The 24,013-nt window shown below is 65.9% G+C and carries 22 protein-coding genes; 17 read left to right on the top strand and 5 right to left on the bottom strand.

All coding sequences use genetic code 11. From position 1 onward, the window contains the following. Positions 1-3 precede the first annotated feature (3 nt). From AB4Y42_RS17725 to AB4Y42_RS17650, 16 genes are all read left to right on the top strand, one after another. Positions 4-3,402, top strand: coding sequence for a molybdopterin-dependent oxidoreductase (locus AB4Y42_RS17725; RefSeq protein WP_368694866.1), 3,399 nt, complete (start codon positions 4-6; stop codon positions 3,400-3,402). A 52-nt stretch (positions 3,403-3,454) separates the two neighbouring features. Then, on the top strand, positions 3,455-4,903 hold the full coding sequence (locus AB4Y42_RS17720; protein ID WP_368694865.1) for a short-chain fatty acid transporter: 1,449 nt from the start codon (positions 3,455-3,457) through the stop codon (positions 4,901-4,903). A 25-nt stretch (positions 4,904-4,928) separates the two neighbouring features. Then, a complete protein-coding gene (locus tag AB4Y42_RS17715) occupies positions 4,929-5,882 on the top strand; it encodes an ornithine cyclodeaminase family protein (RefSeq protein WP_368688087.1) in 954 nt (317 codons plus the stop codon). Positions 5,883-5,944: 62 nt separating this feature from the next. Continuing rightward, complete coding sequence (locus AB4Y42_RS17710; RefSeq protein ID WP_342921677.1) at positions 5,945-6,163, top strand: DUF2945 domain-containing protein; 219 nt, start codon at positions 5,945-5,947, stop codon at positions 6,161-6,163. A 228-nt stretch (positions 6,164-6,391) separates the two neighbouring features. Then, positions 6,392-6,862: a hypothetical protein gene (locus AB4Y42_RS17705; protein WP_368687890.1), complete on the top strand. Its 471-nt coding sequence runs from the start codon at positions 6,392-6,394 to the stop codon at positions 6,860-6,862. A gap of 206 nt (positions 6,863-7,068) precedes the next feature. Continuing rightward, complete coding sequence (locus AB4Y42_RS17700; RefSeq protein WP_368687891.1) at positions 7,069-7,578, top strand: MaoC family dehydratase; 510 nt, start codon at positions 7,069-7,071, stop codon at positions 7,576-7,578. Positions 7,579-7,613: 35 nt separating this feature from the next. Beyond that, positions 7,614-7,832 (top strand): hypothetical protein, encoded by a 219-nt coding sequence (locus AB4Y42_RS17695; RefSeq protein WP_368687892.1) that lies wholly within the window; start codon positions 7,614-7,616, stop codon positions 7,830-7,832. Further along, positions 7,822-9,219: an amidase gene (locus AB4Y42_RS17690; protein WP_368694864.1), complete on the top strand. Its 1,398-nt coding sequence runs from the start codon at positions 7,822-7,824 to the stop codon at positions 9,217-9,219. Before AB4Y42_RS17695 ends, AB4Y42_RS17690 begins: the two co-directional genes overlap by 11 nt. Positions 9,220-9,350: 131 nt before the next feature. Next, positions 9,351-10,742: an MFS transporter gene (locus AB4Y42_RS17685; protein WP_368694863.1), complete on the top strand. Its 1,392-nt coding sequence runs from the start codon at positions 9,351-9,353 to the stop codon at positions 10,740-10,742. Positions 10,743-10,792: 50 nt separating this feature from the next. Then, positions 10,793-12,241, top strand: a complete 1,449-nt coding sequence (locus AB4Y42_RS17680) for an MmgE/PrpD family protein (protein WP_368694862.1) — start codon at positions 10,793-10,795, stop codon at positions 12,239-12,241. Between the two features lie 43 nt (positions 12,242-12,284). Next, positions 12,285-13,457 (top strand): acyl-CoA dehydrogenase family protein, encoded by a 1,173-nt coding sequence (locus tag AB4Y42_RS17675; RefSeq protein WP_368687896.1) that lies wholly within the window; start codon positions 12,285-12,287, stop codon positions 13,455-13,457. Further along, complete coding sequence (locus AB4Y42_RS17670; RefSeq protein WP_368694861.1) at positions 13,454-14,644, top strand: CaiB/BaiF CoA transferase family protein; 1,191 nt, start codon at positions 13,454-13,456, stop codon at positions 14,642-14,644. The genes AB4Y42_RS17675 and AB4Y42_RS17670 overlap by 4 nt, the downstream gene beginning before the upstream one ends. Before the next feature lie 38 nt (positions 14,645-14,682). After that, complete coding sequence (locus AB4Y42_RS17665) at positions 14,683-15,426, top strand: GntR family transcriptional regulator (protein ID WP_368687898.1); 744 nt, start codon at positions 14,683-14,685, stop codon at positions 15,424-15,426. Between the two features lie 60 nt (positions 15,427-15,486). Beyond that, positions 15,487-16,296: a CoA ester lyase gene (locus AB4Y42_RS17660; protein WP_368687899.1), complete on the top strand. Its 810-nt coding sequence runs from the start codon at positions 15,487-15,489 to the stop codon at positions 16,294-16,296. 64 nt (positions 16,297-16,360) lie between these two features. Next, positions 16,361-16,768, top strand: a complete 408-nt coding sequence (locus tag AB4Y42_RS17655) for an OsmC family protein (protein ID WP_368687900.1) — start codon at positions 16,361-16,363, stop codon at positions 16,766-16,768. 5 nt (positions 16,769-16,773) lie between these two features. Further along, complete coding sequence (locus tag AB4Y42_RS17650) at positions 16,774-17,619, top strand: GNAT family N-acetyltransferase (RefSeq protein WP_368694860.1); 846 nt, start codon at positions 16,774-16,776, stop codon at positions 17,617-17,619. Positions 17,620-17,624: 5 nt separating this feature from the next. Here AB4Y42_RS17650 and AB4Y42_RS17645 read toward each other — a convergent pair whose 3' ends face one another. The 5 genes from AB4Y42_RS17645 to AB4Y42_RS17625 form a co-directional block, all read right to left on the bottom strand. Beyond that, positions 17,625-18,764 (bottom strand): lipocalin-like domain-containing protein, encoded by a 1,140-nt coding sequence (locus AB4Y42_RS17645; RefSeq protein ID WP_368694859.1) that lies wholly within the window; start codon positions 18,762-18,764, stop codon positions 17,625-17,627. A 16-nt stretch (positions 18,765-18,780) separates the two neighbouring features. Continuing rightward, the gene (locus AB4Y42_RS17640; protein WP_368694858.1) at positions 18,781-21,357 is read right to left on the bottom strand and encodes an FtsX-like permease family protein; all 2,577 of its coding nucleotides are present in this window, start codon (positions 21,355-21,357) and stop codon (positions 18,781-18,783) included. A gap of 69 nt (positions 21,358-21,426) precedes the next feature. Beyond that, positions 21,427-22,113, bottom strand: coding sequence for an ABC transporter ATP-binding protein (locus AB4Y42_RS17635; RefSeq protein ID WP_368694951.1), 687 nt, complete (start codon positions 22,111-22,113; stop codon positions 21,427-21,429). Positions 22,114-22,138: 25 nt separating this feature from the next. Further along, positions 22,139-22,612 carry a bacterioferritin gene (locus AB4Y42_RS17630; protein WP_368687904.1) on the bottom strand — a complete coding sequence of 158 codons (474 nt, stop codon included), beginning with the start codon at positions 22,610-22,612 and terminating at the stop codon, positions 22,139-22,141. Positions 22,613-22,724: 112 nt separating this feature from the next. Beyond that, on the bottom strand, positions 22,725-23,216 hold the full coding sequence (locus tag AB4Y42_RS17625) for an SRPBCC family protein (protein ID WP_368687905.1): 492 nt from the start codon (positions 23,214-23,216) through the stop codon (positions 22,725-22,727). A gap of 104 nt (positions 23,217-23,320) precedes the next feature. On the opposite strand from AB4Y42_RS17625, the gene AB4Y42_RS17620 reads away from it, so the two are divergent. Next, a complete protein-coding gene (locus AB4Y42_RS17620; protein ID WP_368694857.1) occupies positions 23,321-23,917 on the top strand; it encodes a DUF1571 domain-containing protein in 597 nt (198 codons plus the stop codon). Positions 23,918-24,013: the final 96 nt, after the last annotated feature.

Here is a 24,013-nt window from a genome sequence, read left to right as displayed (position 1 = left end):
GAGATGGAAGTACAGGAAAAAAAGGGCTATTGCACGCTTTGCCGCTCGCGCTGCGGCACGATCAACATCGTGCGCGGCGATCAGTTGACGGAAGTGCGCCCCGACCGCGAGCACCCGACAGGCCACGCGATGTGCCTGAAGGGCAAGTCCGCGCCGGAACTCGTGCATAGCCCGCACCGCGTGCTTCATCCGATGCGCCGCACCGCGCCGAAGGGTGCCGGCGATCCGGGCTGGGTGCGCATCGGCTGGGACGAGGCGCTCGACGAAATCGCCGCGAAGCTCGACAGGCTGCGCCGCGAGCACGGCGCGGAATCGGTCGCATTCGGCGTGACGACGCCCAGCGGCACACCGATGAGCGACAGCATCGACTGGGTCGAACGCTTCATCTGGTCCTACGGCAGCCCCAACATCTGCTACGCGACGGAAATCTGCAACTGGCACAAGGACGTCGCGCATGCGTTCACGTTCGGCTGCGGGATTCCGGTTGCCGACTACCGGCACGCCGAAGTCATGCTCCTGTGGGGCACGAACCCCGCCAACACGTGGCTCGCGCAGGCCGACGCGATCGCGGCGGGACGCCGGAATGGCGCGAAGCTGATCGTCGCCGATCCGCGTCCGACCGCCCTCGCGCGTGAGGCCGATGTCTGGCTGCGCGTGCGTCCCGGCACCGACGCCGCGCTGGCGATGGGCATCGCGCGCCACATCATCGACACGCGCGCCTATGACGACACGTTCGTGCGCACATGGACCAATGCGCCTCTGCTGGTAAGACGCGACAACGGGCAGTTTCTGCGCGAGCGCGATATCGAACCCCGCGCGCCCGCGAATCGTTACGTCGTATGGAACGCGACGCGCGGCCGTGCGCAAGCGCTCGGCGAGGACGCGCACACGACGCCCGACGACCTGGCGCTCGACGGCCTGTACACAGTCGCCACCTATGCATGCGAACCGGCATTCGCCTGCTACTGGCGCGCGCTCGATGACTTCACGCCCGAGCGCGTCGAAGCCATCACCGGCGTCGCTCCCGATGCGCTCGAACGCGCCGCCGCGCTGCTCGCGCCGGGTCGGCGCATCGCGTATCACGCGTGGTCGGGCGTCGGCCAGCACACCAATGCGACGCAAACCGAGCGCGCCATCGCCACGCTCTACGCGCTGACGGGCGCCTTCGACACGTGCGGCTCGAATCGCGAGTTCGTCAAGCAACCGGCCAATGCCGTGAGCACCTACGCGCTCTGTGCGCCGCAGCAGCGCGCCAAGGCGCTCGGCCTCGGCGAACGCCCGCTCGGTCCGCCCGCGCAAGGCTGGATCACGGCGCGGGACATGTACCGTGCGATGCTCGAAGGCGAACCGTACAAGGTGCGTGCACTGTTCGCGTTCGGCACCAATCCGCTCGTCTCGCAGCCCGATGCCGAAGCCGCGCACGCCGCGCTGAGTCAGCTCGAATTTCACGTGCATTGCGACCTCTACGAAACCCCGTCGTCGCGCTACGCGGACATCTTTCTGCCGATCAACACGCCGTGGGAACGCGAGGGCTTGCGCATCGGCTTTGAAATCGACGAGCGCGCGGTGGAACTCGTGCAACTGCGACAACGCATGGTGACCCCGCGTGGCGAAAGCCGCGCCGACTACGACGTCGTGTTCGCGCTCGCGACGCGTCTCGGCATGGGCGACGCGTTCTTCGGCGGCAGCATCGAAGCGGGATGGAATCACATGCTCGCCCCGCTCGGTCTCGATGTGGCGACGTTGCGCGCGCATCCCGAAGGCATTTCGCGCCCGCTCGAACAACGCGAGAAGCAATACGCGCTGCCGATGCACGACGGTCCGCGCGGCTTTCGCACCGAAACGCTGCGTGTGGAGTTGTATTCGGAGAAGCTGTTGCGGCACGGCTACCCGCCGGTGCCGGCTTACGTGCCGCCCGCTGGCCTCGCAAAGGAAGCGCGCGACCCGGCCTGGCCCTACGTGCTCACCTCGACCAAGAATGGCTATTACTGTCACAGCCAGCATCGCGGCGTGACGCGGCTGCGCAAGCGCGCGCCATATCCGCTGGTCGAATTGAGCGCGGCGCTCGCGGCCAGCAAGGGCATCGAGAACGACGACTGGGTGGTGTTGCGTACCATGCACGGCTCGGCGCGTTTCGTCGCGCGTATCGAGAACGCCCTCGCCGATGACGTGCTCGTCGCCGAATACGGCTGGTGGCAGGCATGCGACGAACTCGGCATGCAAGGCTTCGATGCGCGCGGCAAGCTCAACAGCAACTTCAGCAATCTGGTGTCGGGCAGGCAATACGATCCGCTGTCCGGCTCCATGCCGATGCGAGCGCTCGCCTGCGATTTGCAGCGCGACCCGTCGTTCGAACGCAAGCGGCGTGCGTGGAACGGCTGGCGCGACTTCGTCGTGACGAAGCTCGCCGACGAAGCCGAAGGCGTGCGCACCGTGACGTTCGCCGCTCGAGACGAAGGCACCCTGCCCGACTATCTGCCGGGACAGCACGTGAGCGTGCACGTCGCAAAGCTTGGCGAACGCGGCACCACACGCGCCTATTCGCTCGTTGGCCATGCGAAGGAACGCGGCCGGCGCACCTACACGATCTCTGTACGCCATCATCCGCAAGGCGCGATGTCGAGCCACATCCATCGCGAACTCGCCGTGGGCGACGCAGTGGCCTTGCGCGCGCCCAGCGGCACCTTCGTGCTGCCGATGCGTTCGCGCCAGCCCGTGGTGATGTTCGCGGGCGGCATCGGCATCACGCCGTTCATTTCGTATCTGGAGTCGCTCGCGCGCGATGCCGCGACGAAGCAGCGCCCCGAAGTGCGGCTCTTCTATGCGAGCCGTCACGGCGCGGCGCATGCATTCAAACAGCGCATCGCGGCCTTACGTGAAGAATGGCCCGCATTGCGCGTGTCCGACTGCTATGCGCATCCGCGTCCGGGACTCGACATGGCCGGCATCGACTACGACCGCGCCGGTTATCTCGACGCCTCCGTGATCGACGACGATCTGGTCCGGCGCCGCGCGCGCTTCTACCTGTGCGGCCCCGAGCCGATGATGACGTCCATCATCGACGGGCTCGTCGCGCGCGGCGTACCCGCGTTCGACATCTTCAAGGAAGCGTTCCGCTCACCGCCGCAGCCGCGCGCCGATGCATCGCAGGTGTTCTCGGTGACCTTCGCACGCTCCGGCAAAACCGCGCGATGGACGCCGGCGCAAGGCAGCCTGCTCACGTTAGCCGAAAGCATCGGCGTGTCCTTGCCGAGTGGCTGCCGCGTCGGTCAGTGCGAAAGCTGCGCGGTGCGTATCGCCCAGGGCGCCACCGATCACCTTGCGGGCAACGCGCCCGAGGAACCCGACATGTGTTTCGCATGCCAGGCGATTCCGCTATCGGACCTTGTCGTCGAAGCATGACGACTCACCCATACCAACACACCCGCAAACACGCTCGAGGAGAAACAGCATCATGGAACAGGTCACACAGGCAAAGCCGCTACCGTCCGGTCCGGGCGCGGGCAACACGATGGAACGCACGGCCGCATGCGTTACCCGCTGGGCCGAACGCTGGTTTCCCGATGCGTATATTTTCGCGGCGATCGCCGTGGTCGTCGTCGCGCTGGGCGCACTGGCGATCGGCGCGCCGCTGCAGCGCGTGGGCATCGCGTTCGGCGACGGCTTCTGGAGCCTCATCCCCTTCACGATGCAGATGGCCGTCGTCGCGATCTCGGGCTACGTGGTCGCCGTGTCGCCGCCCGCGTCGAAGATGATCGCGCGGCTCGCGCACCTGCCGCGGACCGCGCGCGGCGCGGTGATGTTCGTCGCGTTCGTGAGCATCGCCACGTCGCTGTTCAACTGGGCGATCAGCCTCGTGTTCAGCGGCCTGCTGGTGCGCGCGCTCGCCCGCCGCGCCGACCTGCGCATGGACTATCGCGCAGCGGGTGCGGCGGCCTATCTCGGCATGGGCGCGACCTGGGCGCTCGGCCTCAGCTCGGCGGCCGCGCAGTTACAGGCGAACGCCGACAGCCTGCCAAAAACACTGCTCGCGATCACCGGCGTGATCCCATTCTCCGAAACGATCTTCCTGCCGCAGTCGATGTTGATCGTCGCGGCGCTCACCATCGTGTCACTCGCGATCGCGGGTCTGGCCGCGCCGGTCGGCGAGCGTGCGCGCACGGCGCAGGATCTTGGCGTATCGCTCGACGACATCGACATAAACGTGGAGAAGCCCGCACGCCCCGGCGAATGGCTCGAATACAGCCCGCTCGTGACGATCCTGATCGTGCTGCTCGGCATCGTGTGGATCGGCCATGAGTTCACGACGAAGAACCCGCTGCTCGCGATCTCGAACCTCAACACCTACAACTTCGTCTTCATCCTGCTCGGCATGCTGCTCAACTGGCGTCCGCGCCGCTTCCTGAACGCGGTCGCGAAGTCCGTGCCGTCGACAGCAGGCGTGCTGATCCAGTTTCCGCTCTACGGCGGCATCGCATACATCCTCACCAAAGCTGCGGCGCCCGGCGGCCTGCCTTTGTCGGAGCATCTCGCGCACTTCTTTGTCGCGATCTCGTCGCAAGCTTCGTTTCCCGCCGTGATGGGTGTGTACTCCGCGATCCTCGGCTTCTTCGTGCCGTCTGGCGGCGGCAAGTGGATCATCGAAGCGCCCTACGTGATCGAAGCGGCGAAGTCCCTGCAAGTGCATCTCGGCTGGGCCGTGCAGGTCTACAACGCGGCCGAGGCGTTGCCCAACCTCATCAACCCGTTCTGGATGCTGCCGCTCCTCGGCGTGCTTGGACTGCGCGCGAAGGACGTGGTCGGCTTCACGTTCACGCAGCTCATCGTGCATATCCCGCTCGTGGTGTTCATGCTGTGGGCGCTCGCGCCGACCCTGACCTACCACGCGCCCGTCATGCCCTGAAGGACATCACATGGAAAATCCGCACATGAAGATTCTGGATTCGACTGTCACACGTGAGGCGCTGCCCTTTCCCGAACTGATCGACGCATTGCGCGAAATGTTCATCGAAGGCTGTCATGTACCGCTTCGCCATAACCACAAGATCGCGACTGCGAGCGACGAAGGCACCGTGCTCATCATGCCTGCGTGGCAGGACGGGCGTTATCTCGGCATCAAGACCGTCAACGTGTTTCCCGGCAATGCAGCGCGCGGCCTGCCGGGCCTGCATTCGACCTATGTGCTTTACGACGCCCGTACCGGCGCGCCGCTTGCGCAACTCGACGGCAACGAAATCACGTCGCGCCGCACGGCCGCGGCGTCGGCGCTGGCGGCGAGCTATCTCGCGCGCAAGACGGCATCGCGCATGACGCTGCTCGGCGCGGGCCGCGTGGGCAGTCTCGTGCCGCAAGCGTATCGCGCCGTGCTACCGATTCGCGAAGTCGATGTCTGGGATGCCGTTCCCGCCGCATCGGAACGTCTCGTCGCACGTCTGAACGGACTCGGCTTCCATGCGCGCGTCGTCGACAATCTGCCGGAAAGCGTGGCGCGCGCCGATGTCGTCACCAGTGCGACGCTCGCCACCGAGCCGGTCGTGCGTGGCGAATGGCTCGCGCCGGGCTCGCATCTCGACCTCATCGGCAGCTTTACGCCCGCGATGCGCGAAGCCGACGACGCGTGCTTCATGAACGCGACGCTGTTTGTCGATACAGCGGAAGCGTTCCAGAAATCCGGCGATCTGCTGGGTCCACTGCAGCGGCACGTCGTCACCGATCCGCAACGTTGGCCGACGCTGGAAGCGCTGTGCCGGGGGCAGGCGCCGGGCCGCACCAACGACACGGAACGCACCGTGTTCAAGGCAGTGGGCACGGCGCTCGAAGACCTGGCGGCAGCGGCGCTGGTCTATGAGCGACGCGGGGACACCGCCGTATCGCACGAATAACCCAGCCGCAGGAACGAAGAATGCGACTCCGGAGGGGGATTCAACCACCGGAGCGCACAATCATGTCCCATCGACTCAAAACAGGCGATCGCGTCACGTGGAACACCCCGGAGGGCATGGCGACAGGCACGGTCGTCCGCCGGATCATCAGGGATACGGAACTGGAAGGTCACACTGTCGCCGCGTCGAAGGACGACCCGTATTACGAGGTCGAAAGCGAGAAAGACGGTCAGCACGCGGTGCAACCCGCCGACGGACTGGAGAAGGTGCACAAGCACTGATCGGCGCGGAATCACACGGTCGAATTCGTCGGCCGGGGGCCTGACCTCTTTGAGGGACAGGCTCGCTGTTCCCTGATACAACTCGAAACGTTCTGTGCACGATGAGTCGGTAAACTTCTCGTGCGGGCAAGCCGATGGCTTGCCGAAGCGCACCGCTGCTACCCTCATCACCCTTTCCCCGGCGCGCGGCCGTATGCCACCGCCGGGGAATATGACCTGGAACGTATTGTGGACGACCGATTCGACCGACGCGAACTGTTGCTGCACCTCGGAGATGTTCTCGAAGCGATGCGTAACGTCGGCGCGACTCAACCCTTTTCGCCCGTTGCGCTCCTTGCGTCGCGCGAGCCTTCCCTGCAGGCGTTGCCCTTTCTGCAGCAGATGTCGCCTCGCTTGCGCGCGAGAGATTTTCTTGAACGGGCCGCAAGTGCCTACGCGAGCTGGCCAAGGGCGCTCCTGGAAACCGAACTCGATCGAATCGAGCTTGCCTCGACGGTGCAGCGCGAACTCTTCGCGGACGATCCGCAAGGTTGGGCATCGTACGCCGCCTGGGTCAGGCAGAAGGTCAGCTGGTTCGGACTCGAGCTCGACGAGACAGCCCAGGCCTCGACACGGGTGAACGATCGTGACGACGGGAACGGCGGAACGAAACCTGCACCTGCGATGAGGACGGGCTGGCCGTGGAAGCCGATCGAGTGAGCTACGCTCCCCGCAAGGGGCATCGGACGCCGAAGTCAGTTCAGGCCAACGCCCGAAATTGAGCTGGCAAGGGTTCCTCCACCGGCATAAACCCTGGATGAATTCCTCAATCCTGCGCCTTGACAGGCGTTTTTCTTCGCCCGATACTTTGTCCGTACAAAGTGACAATCACCGAACAAAGTCGGATGAAACCGGAGACGCAGGCAATGGACGTAAAACGAGAGCAGATTGGCGAAACGCGCCGTATCCGCGCCAGCTACGGGCGCTATCTGGAAGACTTCGAAATCGGGGACATTTACGAGCACCGGCCGGGTCGCACGATCACGGAGGCCGACAACATTCATTTTTCGCTGCTGACGATGAACTTTCATCCCATGCATTGCGACGCCGCTCATGCCGCAAAGAGCGAATTCGGCCAATTGCTCGTCAATAGCGGCCTGACTGTGGCCATCGTGCTCGGCATGACGGTCAACGACGTGAGCGGCAAGGCCATTGCGAATCTCGGCTGGAAGGAAATCAATCTCACGGCTCCCGTGTTTTGCGGCGACACGCTTTATGCGGAGTCCGAAGTGCTCGAGAAGCGCGAGTCGCGTTCCCGTCCCACCCAAGGCATCGTCACCGTGCATACGCGTGCGTTCAACCAGAACGGCGTGCGGGTGATGGACTTCGTGCGCAGTGCACTGATTCCGAAGCGTGGGCACGGAGTCGGTGACTGAATTCACTGGGTAGCTGCGATCGCAGGGGGATTGGCATGTCGAATGAAAGTCTCACGCAGTTCAACGCCGGCGCGCAAGCGTGGGCGGAGCACTTCGGCGCCGCGCCGCTCACCGTCGCCCACGCCGCTACGCTAGTGGAGGCGGCACACGCTACGGTACGGGCGGTCGCCGATGCGGCGCAATTGCTCGACTGGATCGAAGCCGACGCCTTCGCGCAAACGCTGCAACAGACGGAGCCCGGACATGCGCGCTGAGGTATTCCCGCTTCCGACGCAAACCTGCGAGCAGCGCACGGCGCACGCGCTGCGCGAAGCGGCGCAAGCGGGTGAGCGTGGAGGCTTTGTCCGGCTGCGCGAGGCGGCCGCATTGGCGCAAGCGCGCGCCGTCGACACGCAACGCGAAGAAGGCCTGCAGGCAGGCCGGTTGAACGGCGCGCCGCTTGCGCATAAGGACATGTTCTTCCGTGCGGGAGAGCTGAGCGAGTGCGGCAGCCGCATCCTGGCGGGGCATCGTGCCTCCTATACGGCTACCGTGCTCCAACGCCTGGACGCGGCAGGCGCAACCGACCTCGGCGCCTTGCATATGGCCGAGTTCGCGATGAGCCCCACCGGCTTCAACGCGCACCTGGGCCACGGCCGCAATGCATGGTCCGACGCGCATGTGAGCGGCGGTTCGTCCAGCGGCAGCGGCATTGCGGTGTCGCGCGGCCTCGTGGCGGGCGCGTTGGGCTCCGATACGGGCGGCTCGGTACGCATTCCGGCGGCGGTGAACGGCGTCACGGGCATCAAGCCCACGCAACATGCCATTTCGACGCGAGGCGTGATGCCGCTTTCGCCGAGTCTGGACTGTGTTGGCGTCCTTGCGCGCACGGCGCAGGACGCTGCCTCCATGCTGCAAGCAATCTGGGGGGCCGATTCGCTCGATCCGCATTGCCTTGCGACCGGGAGGCGCGATTTCGAAGGCGCGATCGAGCGGCCACTGACGCCCGACGACATCATCGCCGTACCCGCATTCGACGACGACGCTCCCGTTTCGGGAGAGGTGCGTGCGGCTGTCTTGCGCATGGCCGATGCGTTCGCGTCATGCGGCGCAACGATCCGCAAGGTCGACTTGCCGGACCTGCGCGAAACGGGCGCGCTAGCGACGCTGGTGCTCGGCGCGGAGGCCACGTCCATTCAGGCCAAATGGCTGCGCGAGCGCCGCGGCGACTATGGCGAGCAGGTGCTGCGCCGCCTCGAACGCGGTCTGCTGTATCCGGCCACGCGCTATGTCGATGCGCTGCGCTTACGTGCACCCCTTATGGCGCAGTTCGTCGAGCGCTATCTCGGCGGTGCGCAAGCCTTGTTGTTGCCCGCCCTCCCCTACGCGGTGCCCACCATCGAAGAGACTCTCGAAGGTGACGCCAGTGAAATCGAGCGGCGCTTCGGCAATTTTTCGTACTGGACGCGCGGCATCAACTATCTGGGCTTGCCCGGCATGAGCGTGCCTGCGGGCAAGAGTGAAAACGGGATGCCGGTTGGCGTGCAACTCATTGGGCGGGCGTGGAGCGAGGATGTGTTGCTGCGTCTCGCGCATCAGTTGCAGCGCAACACCGACTGGCATTTGCCTTCCATACTCTCGCATCGATCACGCGTGGCCTGAAACCGTCCCGCATATTGGAAGTCAATTCGGCAGTGAAGCAACATACAGGATAACTAATCGTGTAGTGCCATTTGGCATCGCATCACGCCGGCCCAGACTGGCAGATGCCGCATCGTTCAGGAGACAATCGCATGAACGCTTCGTCCGTCAACGCAGGCGCCCGGCTAGACCGGCTGCCGCTCGCGCGCTTTCACTGGAGAATTCTCGGGCTGATCAGCGGCGGCGCCGTGCTCGACGCCTTTGACGTCTATCTTGCGGCGGGTGTGCTTGCCGCCATGGTGAAGTCGGGTTTTTCTACGCTCGCGACCAACGCCGCGTTCATTTCGGCGACATTCTTTGGCATGCTCATCGGTTCGGCGCTCGCCGGGTGGGTGGGCGACCGCTTCGGCCGGCGCGCATCGTATCAGATCAATCTCGCCGTATTCGGCGTTGCGTCGCTGTTCGCGTGCTTTGCGCCGAACATCGAAACGCTGATCGTACTGCGATTCCTGATGGGCCTCGGACTCGGCGCCGAACTCGTCGTTGCCGCGGGCACGCTGTGCGAATTCGTGCCGCCAGCGTTTCGCGGCCGCTGGATATCCCTCATGGGCCTCGTGATCAACTCCGGGCTGCTGATCGCCACAAGCGTGGGCTATCTGGTGATTCCGCACCTCGGCTGGCGCTGGATGTTCGCCATCGCAGGCGCGGGCGCGCTCGTCATCTGGATCATGCGCAAACGCATGCCGGAGTCGCCGCGCTGGCTCGAATCGGTGGGACGCACGGCCGAAGCCGAAGCCACACTCGCTGAAATCGAAGCGCAAGTGGAACGCGAAACCGGCAAGCTGCCACCCGTGCTCGGCATGCAGCCCGTCACGCCGCGCCAGTTGCCGCTTTCGGTCCTGTTCTCGCGCCCGGTGGTGGGCCGCACGCTGGTTGCGGCACTGGTGTGCGTGGCGGTCAACGTTTCGGTGTATGGCTTCGTTGCCTGGCTGCCCACGTTCTTCGTCAAGCAGGGCCTGACAGTCGTGCAATCGCTCGGCTTCGTCACGCTCATGGCGTTCGGCGCGCCGGGCGGTGCGTTGGTCGGCTACCTGCTCGGAGATCGTCTTGGCCGGCAACGCGGGCTGATCGTGTTCTCGCTCGCGACCATCGTTCTCGGCTTTATTTATCCGCAGATGCGTGATCCAGTTGCGATCTCGGTCACGGGCTTCGCGCTCGTCACGTCGATCTACACCTTCGTCACGCTAGGCCTCTACGGCTATATCCCCGAGTTGTTCCCAACGGCGTTCCGCCTGCGCGGCACGGGTTTCGCGGGCGTATGCGGCCGCGCCGCTTCGATGAGCACACCCTACGCGGCAGTCGCGCTGTTCCAGAACTTCGGCGTTTCGGGCGTACTCGCCATGGTGATCGGCATCCTGAGTCTCCTGATCGTCGCACTGCTGGTGCTGCGTGTGGAGACGAGCGGCCAGTCGCTCGAAGAAATCGGCACGGTGGTCGAAGAGGACGTCACGGGCATGGCAGCCGCGGCACACGCTGACCGCTGAACTCACCAGCCGGCGGCACGAAGGCGGCCGGCGCAGACACAGGAGATGACATGAGCCCACAGGTTCTACGCGAAGACGATCAGAAAACGGACACAGTGGCGGGCGGCATTTCGGGCCAGCTTGCGAAGTTCGCGCTCGAGCTGAAGCTCGAGGCGGTGCCCAAAGCCGTGCGCGAGCGGGCCAAGCACTTGCTGCTCGACGCGATCGGTCTTGCGTATGCCGCGCACGCCACCGATTTCGCGCGCGTCACGATGGACGGCCTCTCGGTGCTCGGCAAGGGTGACGCGACGGTGATCGGCCATGGCCGCGCCCTCACGGCGCGCGACGCCATGGTGATGAACGGCGTGCTGGCGCACGGCCTCGATTTTGACGATACTCATTCGCGTGGGGTGATACACGCCACTGCGAGCCTTCTGCCCTGCGTATTCGGCGTGACGGATGGACGGCCGCTCGACGGCGCGCAAACGCTCGCCGCCTATATCGCGGGCATGGAGGCCGCGACGCGTATCGGCTCAGTAGCGCAAAGCGGCTTCCATCAGGTCGGTTTTCATCCGACTGGCGTGGTCGGCATCTTCGGATGCGCACTGGCGGCGGCGCGTTTGCTAGGCCTTACGCGCCAGCAGGCCCAGATGGCGCAAGGCATCGCGCTTTCCATGGCGAGCGGCAGCCTCGAATTCCTCCAGGACGGCGCATGGACCAAGCGTATGCATCCGGGCTGGGCGGCGCAGTCAGCGTTTACGGCGGCCGCACTCGCGTCGCGCGGGTATGTCGGCGCATCGGCGCCTTATGAGGGGCGCTTCGGCCTCTTTTCCAGCTATCTAGGCGAGCAGCGCGGCAACGCCGATCTGTCACTCGCCACCGCTGGGCTCGGCGAGAAGTGGGAAATCGAGGAGGTCGCCATCAAGCCCGTTCCGGCCTGCCATTTCACGCACGCATTCGCCGACGCAGGGTCCGCGCTGCATCATGAATGGCAGGAGCGCGGTTATCGGCTGACCGAACTGATCGACAGAATTGGACGCATTCGCGTGAAGGTGCCCGAGGGCGTCGTGAAGGTGGTGTGCGAGCCAGTGGCGAACAAGCGCCGTCCGGCCAACGCGTACGACGCGCAATTCAGCGTGCCTTACGTCACAGCGAGCGCCCTGGTGAAGGGGCGCTTCACGCTCGACGAACTGGAACCCTCGGCACTGCGCGACGATGCCGTGCTGGCGCTCGCGGCCAAGGTCGAATACGAAATCGATCCCGACAGCACGTTTCCGCGCCACTACACCGGCGAGGTATGCCTCGAGCTGACGAGCGGCGAAACGCTCTCGCACCGTGAGGCCGTTCACCGCGGCAGCGCCGGCCGGCCGCTCAGCAACGAGGAGATCGTCGCGAAGTATCGTGCGAATGCGTGCCGCGCGCTGCCCGGCGCTCGCGTGGAGAAGATTCGCGAAACCGTGCTCGCGCTCGACACGTTGCCGCCCGGCGCCTGGCACGCAGTGCTTGGCGAGGCGGTTTAAAACACAGCGCAAACCAGATCAATTCGTAGTTCGGAGAAGTGATATGTCTCAAGTGGAAGACAACGTGCTGGATCAGGGCGAAGACGACACGCTGATCCTCGACATGCTGGACCGTTTCCTGAAGACCGAGGTGAAGCCCTATGTGCACGCGCTCGAAAAGGCCGACGAATATCCGGCCGAGATCGTCGAGCAAATGAAGGAAATGGGCTTGTTTGGATGCCTGATCGATCCCGCGTACGGCGGCCTCGGTCTCTCTGCGCGAACCTATGCGCGCATCGTGGAGCGCATGTCGGCGGTGTGGATGTCGCTGAGCGGGATCGTCAATTCGCATCTGATCATGGCGATGACGGTGCAGCGCAACGGCACGCAAGAGCAAAAGGCGCAGTTCCTGCCGCGTTTCGCCACGGGCGAGTTGCGCGGCGGCATTGGCCTCACCGAGCCCGATTGTGGTACCGACTTGCAGGCGATCCGCACGACCGCCAGGCTCGAAGGCGACCACTACGTGGTGAATGGCGCGAAGACGTGGATCACCAACAGCCTCTATGGCAATTGCCTCGTGCTGCTCGTGAAAACCGACCTGGCCGCGCAGCCCCGGCACAAAGGCATGAGCCTGCTGATCGCCGAGAAAGGACCGGGCTTCGAAGTGAGCCGCAAGCTCGAAAAACTCGGCTACAAGGGCATCGACACTTGTGAACTCAATTTCGACGGCTACCGCGTGCCGGCCGATCGCTTGATCGGTGGCGCGCCAGGCCGCGGTCTGCAGCAAATACTTGGCGGCCTCGAACTGGGACGCATCAACGTAGCCGCGCGTGGCCTTGGCATCGCGGTCGCCGCGCTCGATGCTTCGGTGGCGTACAGCCAGATGCGCAAGACGTTCGGCAAACCGATCTGCGAGCATCAGGCGATTCAACTGAAGCTCGGTGAAATGGCCACACGTGTTCACGCGGCGCGCCTGCTCGTCGATGCGGCGGCACAGGCTTACGATCGCGGCGAGCGCTGCGACATGGAAGCCGGCATGGCGAAGTATTTCGCTACGGAAGCGGGCGTGGAGAACAGCACGGAGGCGATGCGCATACACGGCGCGTACGGCTATTCGAAGGAATTCGATATCGAGCGCCTGTATCGCGACGCGCCATTGCTCGTGATCGGAGAAGGTACGAACGAACTACAGCGCATCATCATCGCCAAACAGCTGATCGAAAGGAGCCCGGTATGAGCCTGCCACTTTCTGGACTCCGCATCATTGCCGTCGAGCAGTACGGCGCGGGGCCGTTCGCCACCCAGCATCTCGCCGATCTCGGCGCGGACGTGATCAAGATCGAAAACGCGAAAGACGGGGGCGACGTCGGCCGTGCGGTTGGCCCGCACTATTTCGGCCCCGGCGACAGCCATTTTTATGAGGCGTTCAATCGCAACAAGCGCAGCATGGCGCTGGACCTCAAAAGCCGCGAGGGCAAGGAAATATTGCTCAAGCTGGTGGAAAAGGCCGACGCCGTGTTCGACAACCTGCGCGGCGATCTGCCCGCCAGCCTCGGGCTCGATTACGCCGCCCTTTCGCGCGCCAATCCCGCCATCGTCTGCGCACATCTCTCCGCATATGGGCGCACCGGGTCGCGCAAGGCGTGGCCGGGCTACGATTATCTGATGCAGGCCGAAGCGGGCTATCTCTCGCTGACCGGCGAGCCCGACGGCCCGCCTGCGCGTTTCGGCCTCTCGATCATCGACCTGATGACGGGCACCACGGCGGCGATGGCACTGCTCGCGGGCATCGTCGAGGCGCGCCAGAGCGGGCGCGGCCGCGACGTGGACGTGAGCCTCTTTGACGTCGCGCTGCACAACCTCGCCTATGTGGCGACCTGGTATCTCAACGGCGGCCATATGACGAAGCGGGAGCCGCGTTCGAGCCACCCGTCGCTCACACCCAGCGAGCTCTACCGCACGCGTGACGGCTGGATTTTCCTCATGTGCAACAAGGAGAAGTTCTGGGGCGTGCTCGCAAACGTGGTGGGCAAGCCAGAATGGATCGACGACCCGGAGCTGTGCAACTACGCGGCGCGCCTGAAGCATCGCAACCGCGTGCGCCGCGAACTGGACGACGTGCTCATGAGCGCCGACACGTCAACGTGGATGGAGCGCTTCGCGGGCAAGGTGCCGGCCGCGCCCGTGTACGACGTGGCGCAGGCGCTCGAGAACCCGTTCGTGGCCGAGCAGGCGCGCGTGGTGGCATTCGAGCACCCCCAACACGGGCCGATCAAGGGCGTGGCTTCGCCGGTGCGTATCGACGAAGATTTGCCCACGCGCGCCGCGCCGCGCATGGGCGAGCACACCGATGAGGTACTGCGCGAGGCCGGTTTCGAGGACGACACGATCGCTTGGCTACGCCGGCAAGCTGTGGTGCAATGACAGGATTGCTCTTGCCTCCGGCCCGGCCGGTTCACCGTATGACACCCTTGCTGAATCAGCAGCCGCGTTATCTACAACTGGCGCAGACGCTCATCAACGAGATCCGCAGCGGACGCTACACCGTGGGCGCATTTTTGCCCACGGAATTCGACCTCTGCGAGCAGTTCGGCGCGAGCCGGCACACCGTACGCGAAGCCGTGCGCCGACTCGTGCAGATGGGGCTCGTCGACCGGCAGCCGGGCGTGGGCACGCGCGTGCTCGCTCGCGAGGCAGTGAGCGGCTATCAGCAGGTCATGCGCCAACTGAACGACCTGCACCAGTACACGGCCGACACGGAATTGACGCTGCTCCATAGCGATCTCGTCGAGGTGGACGACGCGCTCGCAAAGGTGCTGCGTGCGAGTCACGGCGAGATCTGGCTGCATCTCGAAGGCGTGCGCAGAAGCGAAAACGAGACCGATCCGATCTGCGTCAGCGACATTTACATTCACCCCGCGTTTCGCGCGGTGGAAGTCGAGGGGCATGCCCATACGCCGATCTACGCGCTGATCGAGCAGCAGTTTGGCGAACAGATTGCGGCGGTACAGCAGGAAATCCGCGCAACGCTCGTCACGGCCGACCAGGCGCGTCTGCTCAACACGCAGGCCCGTTCGCCGGCCCTATGGATTTGCCGGCGCTATCTGAACCGGCGCGACGAAGTCGTGGAAGCGGCGATCAGCATCCACCCGTCCGAGCGCTTCAGTTATCTGGAAACATTTCAGCGCGACTGGCGCGCGACCTGAAGGCGCGTCCGTTGCGCGGACGATCTTCACGGACGAGCGCGCCCGCGCAGAGGACACACAATGAAAGCGGCAAGCAGCTATCTCTTCGTGCCCGGCGAGCGTGCCGAGCGATTCGACAAGGCACTCGCGAGCGGCGCCGGCCGCGTGATTTTCGATCTCGAAGACGCGGTGCTGCCCGAGGCGAAAGCGCTGGCGCGAGACACGCTGCACGACTGGCTCGAACGGCATGGCGTCGATGCTCGCGTGCTGGTGCGCGTGAACGGCGTGCAAACGCCCTGGCATGACGACGACTTGCGCCTCGCGGCGTTGCCAGGCGTGGCTGGCATCATGTTGCCGAAGGCCGAGCGCGCCAGCGACCTCGCCCACATTCGCGCCGCATTGCGCGAATCACAGGCGCTCTACGCGCTGATCGAAACGGTCGATGCCGTCGTGCGGTTGCGCGAGATTGCGGCGGTGGCCGGGCTTACGCGCCTCGCGTTCGGCTCATTCGACTTTTGCGCCGACGCCGGCATGGGCGACGACCGCGCGGCGTTGGATCCGGTGCGCACGCAACTGGTGATCGAGTCCCGCCATGCAAGACTGCCCGCCCCGGTGGACGGTGTGACGCTCGACCTTGGCAGCGAATCGGCACTCGAGGAAGACGTGCGCCACGCCCGAATGTTTGGCATGGGCGCAAAGCTCTGCATCCATCCGCGCCAGGTGGAAGCGGTCAACCGCGGCTTTTTGCCAACCGAAGCCGACTGTGCGTGGGCACGGCGCGTGCTCGACGCCGTGGCAAAGAGCGGCGCGGGCGCGATCGCCGTAGACGGCAAGCTGGTCGATCGCCCCATAGTCGAGCGGGCAAAGGCGATCGTCGCGCAGTTCGACTGACGGTTCAGCCGCGTTCGTTAAACTGATCGCACGCGAGACCCCACCACCCCGAGGAGTTACACCCATGCCGCTCGCCACCGCCACTGCCAGCCTTGCCGCCGACGCGCCCAACTACGTCGTCGCCATCGAGGCTGGCCGCCACCCGCTGACCGGCGACGAAGGCCCGCACGAGGGCGGCCAGGACCGCGGCCCCGCGCCATTCGCGTTCGTGCTCTCCGGGCTCGCAGCGTGCACGGCCGCCACGCTGCGCATGTACATGCAGCGCAAGACCTGGCCAGCCGCCGCGATCGCCGTCGAGGTCAGCCTGCATGCGGATCACGACGGAACCCAGTACATCCGCCGCGGCGTTGCAGTCGGCGGACCGCTCGAGGAAGCGCGGCGCGCGCGCCTGGCCGAAATCTGCGAAAAAACGCCAGTCACACTCTTCATCAAACGCGGCACGCGCATCGACACGACCTTGCGCATTGGATGAATTTCATGGATCAATCTGGCGACTTCATCGTACGCACCATGTCGGCCGACGAGGTGGCCCTGTCGGTAGAATGGGCAGCCGCAGAGGGCTGGAACCCCGGGTGGCACGACCCGCGCTGCTTCCGTGAAGCGGACCCGGACGGTTTCTTCGTCGGCCTCTGGCGCGGCGAGCCGGTCGCGTGCCTGTGCGCGATTGCCTACGACGACCGCTTTGGCTTCATCGGTCTCTACATCGTGAAACCCGGATTTCGCGGCAAGGGCTTCGGCATGCGAATCTGGCAGCACGGCATGCGTTACCTGGGAGACCGTAACATTGGTCTCGACGGCGTCGTCGCCCAACAGGCGAACTACGGCAAGTCCGGATTCCGGCTCGCGTACCGCAACATCCGCTATCAGGGGCGCGTGAGCGGCATCGGGTGCGCGTGTGCGGGGCCAGCCGCGGACGTGCCGTTCGAGCAGTTGCTTGCCTACGATCGCGCCTGTTTTCCCGCGGCGCGCGAGCGTTTCCTCCGCGCCTGGATCGCGCAGTCGGATGCCGTCGCGCTCGCTACCGTCGACGCGGGCCGCGTCGACGGCTATGGCGTCGTGCGGCGCTGCGAGGCGGGCTGCAAGATCGGCCCGCTCTTCGCCAACGATGCGGACGTTGCCACGGGCCTCTTGCGCGCGCTGGCGGCGAGCATGCCGGGCGAGGTCATGGTGCTCGACGTACCGGAAACGAACCCTGCGGCCGTCGCGCTGGCGGAACGGCACGGTATGACGAGCGTGTTCGAAACCGCGCGGATGTACACGAAAAACGCGCCCGCGATTGCGATCGATCGCGTGTTCGGGGTGACGTCGTTCGAGCTGGGTTGATCGCGCTAAAGCTGGAGCCGCTGAACATAGCCTGTGAGTTCGAGATAGCCGCGTCCTAGCGGTTTTTCTGTGGGTTTCGCAGCGGTGTTTGCCTTGCCCGTGCTCGCCGCGTCCGCGGCAAACGCCGTCACCGCGCCCTCCCAGTACACCGCGCCGGTGCTCGCGCGGCTGTCGAACTCCTGATCGTCCATGAGCGGCACCAGCGTCAGATGCACGTCCTGCGCATCGACGCGCATCGCCACCGGATACCGCGCGCCGGTATGCGGCGAACGCCACTGGCGCAGCGGCGTGAAGCGAATGCTATCGGGCGTGAGCGTATGTGTGATTCCATCGGCGGCGCGCAGCGTGCCGCCTGCCCAGAACTTGCCGCCGGCCTTGTCGCGGATCTGCAAGGCCATCAGTGCGCCGCCGTCATCGAAGTTGATGCCGATCCAGTCCCAGCCGACCGCGCCATCCGCGAGCGGCGCCGACGACCATTCGTGATCGAGCCACGCCTGCCCTCGCACGTGCGCGGCGTTCCTGTTCGAATCATCGCCGCGCTTGAGCACACCGTCGACTTGCAGCCACGGTACGCTGTAGTAGTAGCTCGCTTCGTCCGGCAGCGGGCCTTTGCGGCTGTACCCGCCCGCGCCGTTGACGAGCACCGGCTGCGTCGGCGCCAAGGTGAAGGCGAACGCAAAGCCAGGCGTGGCGATGTTCAGGCGGTAGCGGCCGTCCGCGATGCGCTCGAGCGACCAGTCGTCGATGTGTACGGCCGTATCCGTCTCGCTCGCATCGGCAAGACCAAAGCCGCGGCGCGCAATGCGCTGGTCGTGCTGCAGGCTGCCCGCATGCGGATCGCTGAGCGCCACGTTGGCGAACAGCAGTTGATTCGGCGCGAAGCGGCTCGGGTTCGCATCGTCGAGCGCGGGGCGCGAGCGGAAGAAGGTCGCTTCGAAGCCCAGCGATGCATCGGTAGCCGTGGCCGCGTCAGAATCCGTTTGCAGCCAGCCGGTCACGTACCACCATTCGGTGCGATAGCTCGAATGCGCGCCATAGTCGCGCGGGAACACGAGCGGCTGTCCGCTCGTCACCGCGGGATAGTCCGGCATGCGCGCCCACGCAGCGCCTGGCGACAGCGCGGCGAGCGGCGATAAGAGGAACATGCGCCGTCTCATCGCGTCACCAGTCGTCGCGCACGGCGCGCACTGCATCGACCGACATCGCGGCGCGCGAACTCAGGAGCGCCGTGAGCGCGGCGGCCACGACGACTGCAGAAGCCAGCGCGGCCAGCAGTCCCCACGGCATATGCACGCTCATCGTCCAGTGAAACGACTGCGGGTTGACGACATGCACGAGCACCATCGCGAGACTCAGGCCCAGCGTCAAGCCGGCAAGCACGCCGAGCAGCGCAACGAGCGCGCCCTCCATCGCGAGCATGAGCGCGATCTGGCGGCGCGTCACGCCGATATGCCGCAGCATGCCGAACTCGCGCGTGCGGGCAAGCGCCTGCGACCCGAAGCTCGCGCCGACGCCGAACAGACCGATGATCACCGCCACCGCTTCCAGCAGATACGTCACGGCGAAGCTGCGGTCGAAGATCCGCAGGCTCGCCGCGCGGATCTCGCCGGGCTGCGCGAACTCGAGACGCTGCCCGCCGTGCACGCTCTCGCGCAAGCGTGCCATCGCTTGCGCCGGCGCCACGCCCGCGTCGAGCCACAAGGCGGCATCGCTCACGCGTGTGTCGCGAGTCAGCCGTCGATAGTCGCTCGCGTCGATCACGATGGCGCCGAACTGGCGTGCATAGTCGCGCCAGATGCCGGCCACCGTGAACGGCAAGCGCTGGCCCGCCAGCGGCAGCGTGATGCGCTGGCCCGTGTGCATCCCGTACAGATCGGCAGCCGCCTCGCTGATCCACACCGGCGGCGGCTCGCCGGCTTGAGGCACACGGGGCGCCGTCGTCAGCGGCAGGCGCGCGGCGGGGTTACGCGCATCGATGGGCCGCGCGAGCAGGCTCACGGGCGGCAGGCGAGCGTCGAGCGAGATTTGCGTCGCGCGCAGAAACTCGGCGCGCGCGATGCCGGGCGTGGCGGCGATGACCGCCTGATCGCCAGGCGAAAGAAACGCGCTATCGCCGCCCGGCGAAGCGCGCAGATAGAGCGGCGCGGGCAGCAGCAACTGCAGCCAGTCGTCGACCGCTACGCGAAAGCTCGACACCATGATCGCCATCGCCGTCATCAGGCTGAAGCTCGTGACGATGCCCGCGAGTCCAATCGTCGCGCGGCCGGGGGCATTGGCGAGCTGCGCCAGCACGAGCTGCGGCAAGGCATGATTCGAGCGCGGCAGCACGGCGAATACGGCGCGCGCGAGCGCCGGCATCGCCAGCACGCCGCCCAACAACAACAGCGCGATGGAAACATAGCCGAACACTGGCAAGCCGGCCACGGGCGGCAATAGCGCGGTGACGACCCCGGCCGCGATCGCGAGCAGCGCCGCCGTGACCGTGCGCTTCGTACGCAGCCGGGCGGCCGGCGCTTCCTCGTCGCCCGCCTTCAGCGCCCGCGCGGGTCGCGCCTTCGCGGCTTCGAGCGCCGGCGCGAGACTGCCGAGCACCGACGCGGCCATCCCCAGCGCAAAGAATATCGCCGCGGGCATCGCATCGAAATGCACGCGCGGCTGCACCCCTTCGAAATAGCCCCCGCCCAGATCGCCGCCCGCATAGCGCAGCACGGCGGCCGCGAGCGCGAAGCCGATGGCGAGGCCCGCCGCCGCGCCGAGCACGCCGAGAATCGCGCCCTCGGAGACGACGAGCCACAGCACGCCACGCTGCGTCACGCCGATTGCGCGCAACAGCGCAAACTGCGCGCGGCGCCGCAGTACGGCGAGCGCCTGCATCGTGAAGACGAGGAACGCCCCCGTGAACAGCGCAACGAGCGCGAGCACGTTGAGATTCGCGCGATACGCACGCGAGAGCATCGAGGTGCGCTGGGCGTTGTCGCCCGGCGTGACGGCGGCGACACCCGCGGGCAGGCGCGACGCGAGCGAATGCGCGAACACTTCGGCATCGACGCCAGGCATGAGCTTGATGTCGATGCGCTCGAGCGTGCCGAGCCGCTGCAAGCGCCATTGCGCGGCGCCGATGTCCATCACGCCGACGCGCACCGCATCACCCGATGCGGGCAACACGCCCGCGACACGCAGCGCGACCGAAGCGAGCCCGACCTGCACCGTGAGCGAATCGCCAGGCTTGAGCGCGAGCCAGCTCAGCGCGGCCGGCGAGAGAAATACAGTGTCGGGGTCGAGCAGATCGAGCGTGGCGGCTTTCGCGCCGTTCGCGCCATGCGTGCCGCTCGCGCCATTCGTGCGATCGGCCCGCTCCACGCGTCCGACGAGATTCGGCGTGACATACCCTGCGCGAAACACATCGACGCCGAGCAGCTTCAACGACTCGTCGCGCCCCGCCACGCGCGCGTCGACCTCGACCACCGGGCTGGCCGCGGCAACCTCGGGCAAGCGGGCAATGCGCGGGTAGAGCGCTTCATCGAAGCCCGCGCGCGGGCCGCGCAATTCGATATCGGCGTTGCCCATCAGCGAGTTGACGGTGGCCGACAGCTCGTTGAGCGCCGCGCGATTGATCAACTGCACGGCGTAGCCCATCGCGACGCCCGCCGCGATCGCGAGAATGCCGATCAGCGTGCGCAGCGGATGCGCGCGCATTTCACCGGCGATGAGCGCCGCGCCGACGCCGCCAGCGGGCATGCGATCGCCCGGGCAACGCGATGCAGCAGCGTCGCGCGATGACCCCACGGCGCCGAACCAGCGCATCGCCTACGCGCCGCCGGCGCCGGGCGCGTACGGCTCGAGCCCGGCGGGCGTGAGCCGCAGCACGCGGTCGGCGGCAGCCGCCACGGCGGTCGAGTGCGTCGCGAGCAGCACGCCCGCGCCGTTCTTCTGCGCCAGTTCGCGCAGCAGCGCGAGAATGCGCATCGCCGTGTCGTGATCGAGATTGCCGGTGGGCTCGTCGGCCAGCACGAGACGCGGCTGATGCACGAGCGCGCGCGCGATCGCCACTCGCTGCAACTCGCCGCCCGACAATTCGCGCGGCAGCGCGCGCTCGCGCCCGCCGAGCCCGACGGCCTGCAGCACGGACGACACGCGCACCGGCACGTCTTTCGCCCGCATGCCGTTCAGGAGCAGCGGCAGCGCGATGTTCTGCGCCGCCGAGAGGTTCGGCAGCACATGGAACGCCTGGAACACGAAGCCCATCTTCTGGCGGCGCTGCAGGGTGGCCGCGTCGTCGTCGAGTGTGCCGAGGTCGTGTCCGTCGAAGACGATCTGTCCCGCGTCCGGTCGGTCGAGCCCGGCCGCGAGATTGAGCAGCGTCGATTTTCCGGCGCCCGATTCGCCCATGATTGCGACGCATTCACCCGAGCGCAGCTCGAGATTCACGCCGCGCAGCACGTTGCGCGGCGTGGTGCCGTCATAGTGCTTCGATACGTTGGCGAGCATCAGCATCATGTCGAACCAAACGCAGCGCCAGTCAGGCGGGCCCCATGTCCTGCTGCGGCGACGTCGCGGTCGTGCCCGGACGGCGCAGCATCTTGTCGACCTCGCCCGCGTGCAGCTCCTCGACCTGGATCATCTGGCGCGCGTACTCCTCGAGCGCAACCGAGCGGTCTGCCACGAGCGAAAGCAGCTCGCGGTAAAGGCCGAGCGCGATCTGTTCGGCCTCGAGCGATTCGCGCAGGATGGCCCCGATATCGAAGGTATGGGAATCGAGCAGCGGACCGATGGCGAGCGACGGATACGCGCCGAGCGTCGTGATCCATTCGCCAGCCTGCTGCGCATGCAGGAGCGACTCGTCCGCCTGCTGCCGCAGCCACGAGACGATCGGAATGCGGCCGAAGCCGAACACCAGGAACGAATAGTGCGTGTAGCGCACAACGCCCGCCAGCTCGGATTCGAGGATCTTGTTCAGCACGGCGACGACGGGCTCCTTCTCGATCTCAGTCATGTTGCCTCCCATGCACGACAAGTAAGCGGTGGGGACTGTTCATAACACCTCCGTCTCGCAGAAATCTTGCAGAAAGCGTGTGCAAGCGCACTGACGAATTCGATTGTTGCACTTATCGCGGTTTGCCGCTGCAGTCGACCAACCGTGCATCGAGCAGGCGCGCAAGCGCCAGGCCGCCTTCGCGCATGATCGAATCGTGATTCCAGCGGAATACCAGCCGCGCGAGGGGCGCGAGTGCGACCGCGCTCATCCACGCACTGGCCGTCCTGACGTGCCAATCGTAGCGCACCACCGTGCGGCCGCCGTCGGCCGCGAACTGCCAGCGCCCCACGCCCTCCAGCGCGCCGCTGGCCTCGCCCTCGAGGGCGATGAGCGGCGCGACGCGCGTGACACGCACGTCGATGATCACGCGATAAGGCAGCACGCCTTTCCACGTGTAACGATGCACGGCACCGAGCCCGTCGGTCTCGCCCGCCCGCAACTCGCGTACCGCTTCGACGTTCTTCCACCACCTCGGCCAGTTCATCGCATCGTGGATCGCGTCCCATACCGGCTGCACCGGCGCCTCGATGCACCACAAGGTGGTCAGACGGAATTCCGCCATCGTACGTTTCCTCCTTGTCCGCGCCAGGGCCGAGCCTGCATTGCGCCGTGCGAAGCCGTGCTCCAGAATGACCCATCTTCCACATTCGAGTATAGGAGGGGGCAATGACGCTCCCAGACCGGGATTTCGTGGCCGTCGCACAGGCACGCTTCGATGCGCTCGCAAACTACCAGGTCACGTTGAAATCGACCTCGGCGGGAGCGGAAACGGTCGAGGTGCTCTATGGCTACCGAAAGCCCGGCTTCGTCCGGATGGACTTCATCCGGCCGCACGGCGGCGCGACGCTCACCTTCAACCCGGAATCGGGCAAGGTCAAGCTCTGGCCGTTCGGTATCGACACGTTTCCGAGGCTCACGCTGAGTCCCGACAATCACATGATTCAGGGCCCGCAGGGTCATCGCGTCGACGAGTCCGATCTCGGCGCGCTGCTGGTCAATGTCCGTGCGCTGCAGGAGCATGGGGACACCCAGGTCGTCGGCGCCGAAACGATCGGCGCGCACCAGGCGGCGCATGTGATCGTGACGTGCCGGCCCGGGCACTTCGTGAGCGGCGTGTTCCGTTATGAGTTATGGTTCGATTTGAGCCATGAGTTGCCCATCAAGGTCGTGAGCGAGAGCGAGTCACGCGAGCCGATCGAAACGGTGCTGATGGAAAACCTGCGCGTCGACGTGCCGGATTCGCAGCTCAGGCCGTTCGGCTAGTCGCGCGAGCGATCACTGGCATTGGGGATGTCACTTAATCCTCAGGTTAATCAAGGCGTAAACATGACATCCTAGAATGCTTCAACCGCTTAGGAT

Origin of the sequence: Paraburkholderia sp. EG286B (assembly GCF_040965655.1) — a bacterium.
Lineage (GTDB): Bacteria > Pseudomonadota > Gammaproteobacteria > Burkholderiales > Burkholderiaceae > Paraburkholderia.
Note: the sequence above shows the minus strand (reverse complement) of the source record. Positions and strands in the feature narration are given on the sequence as shown.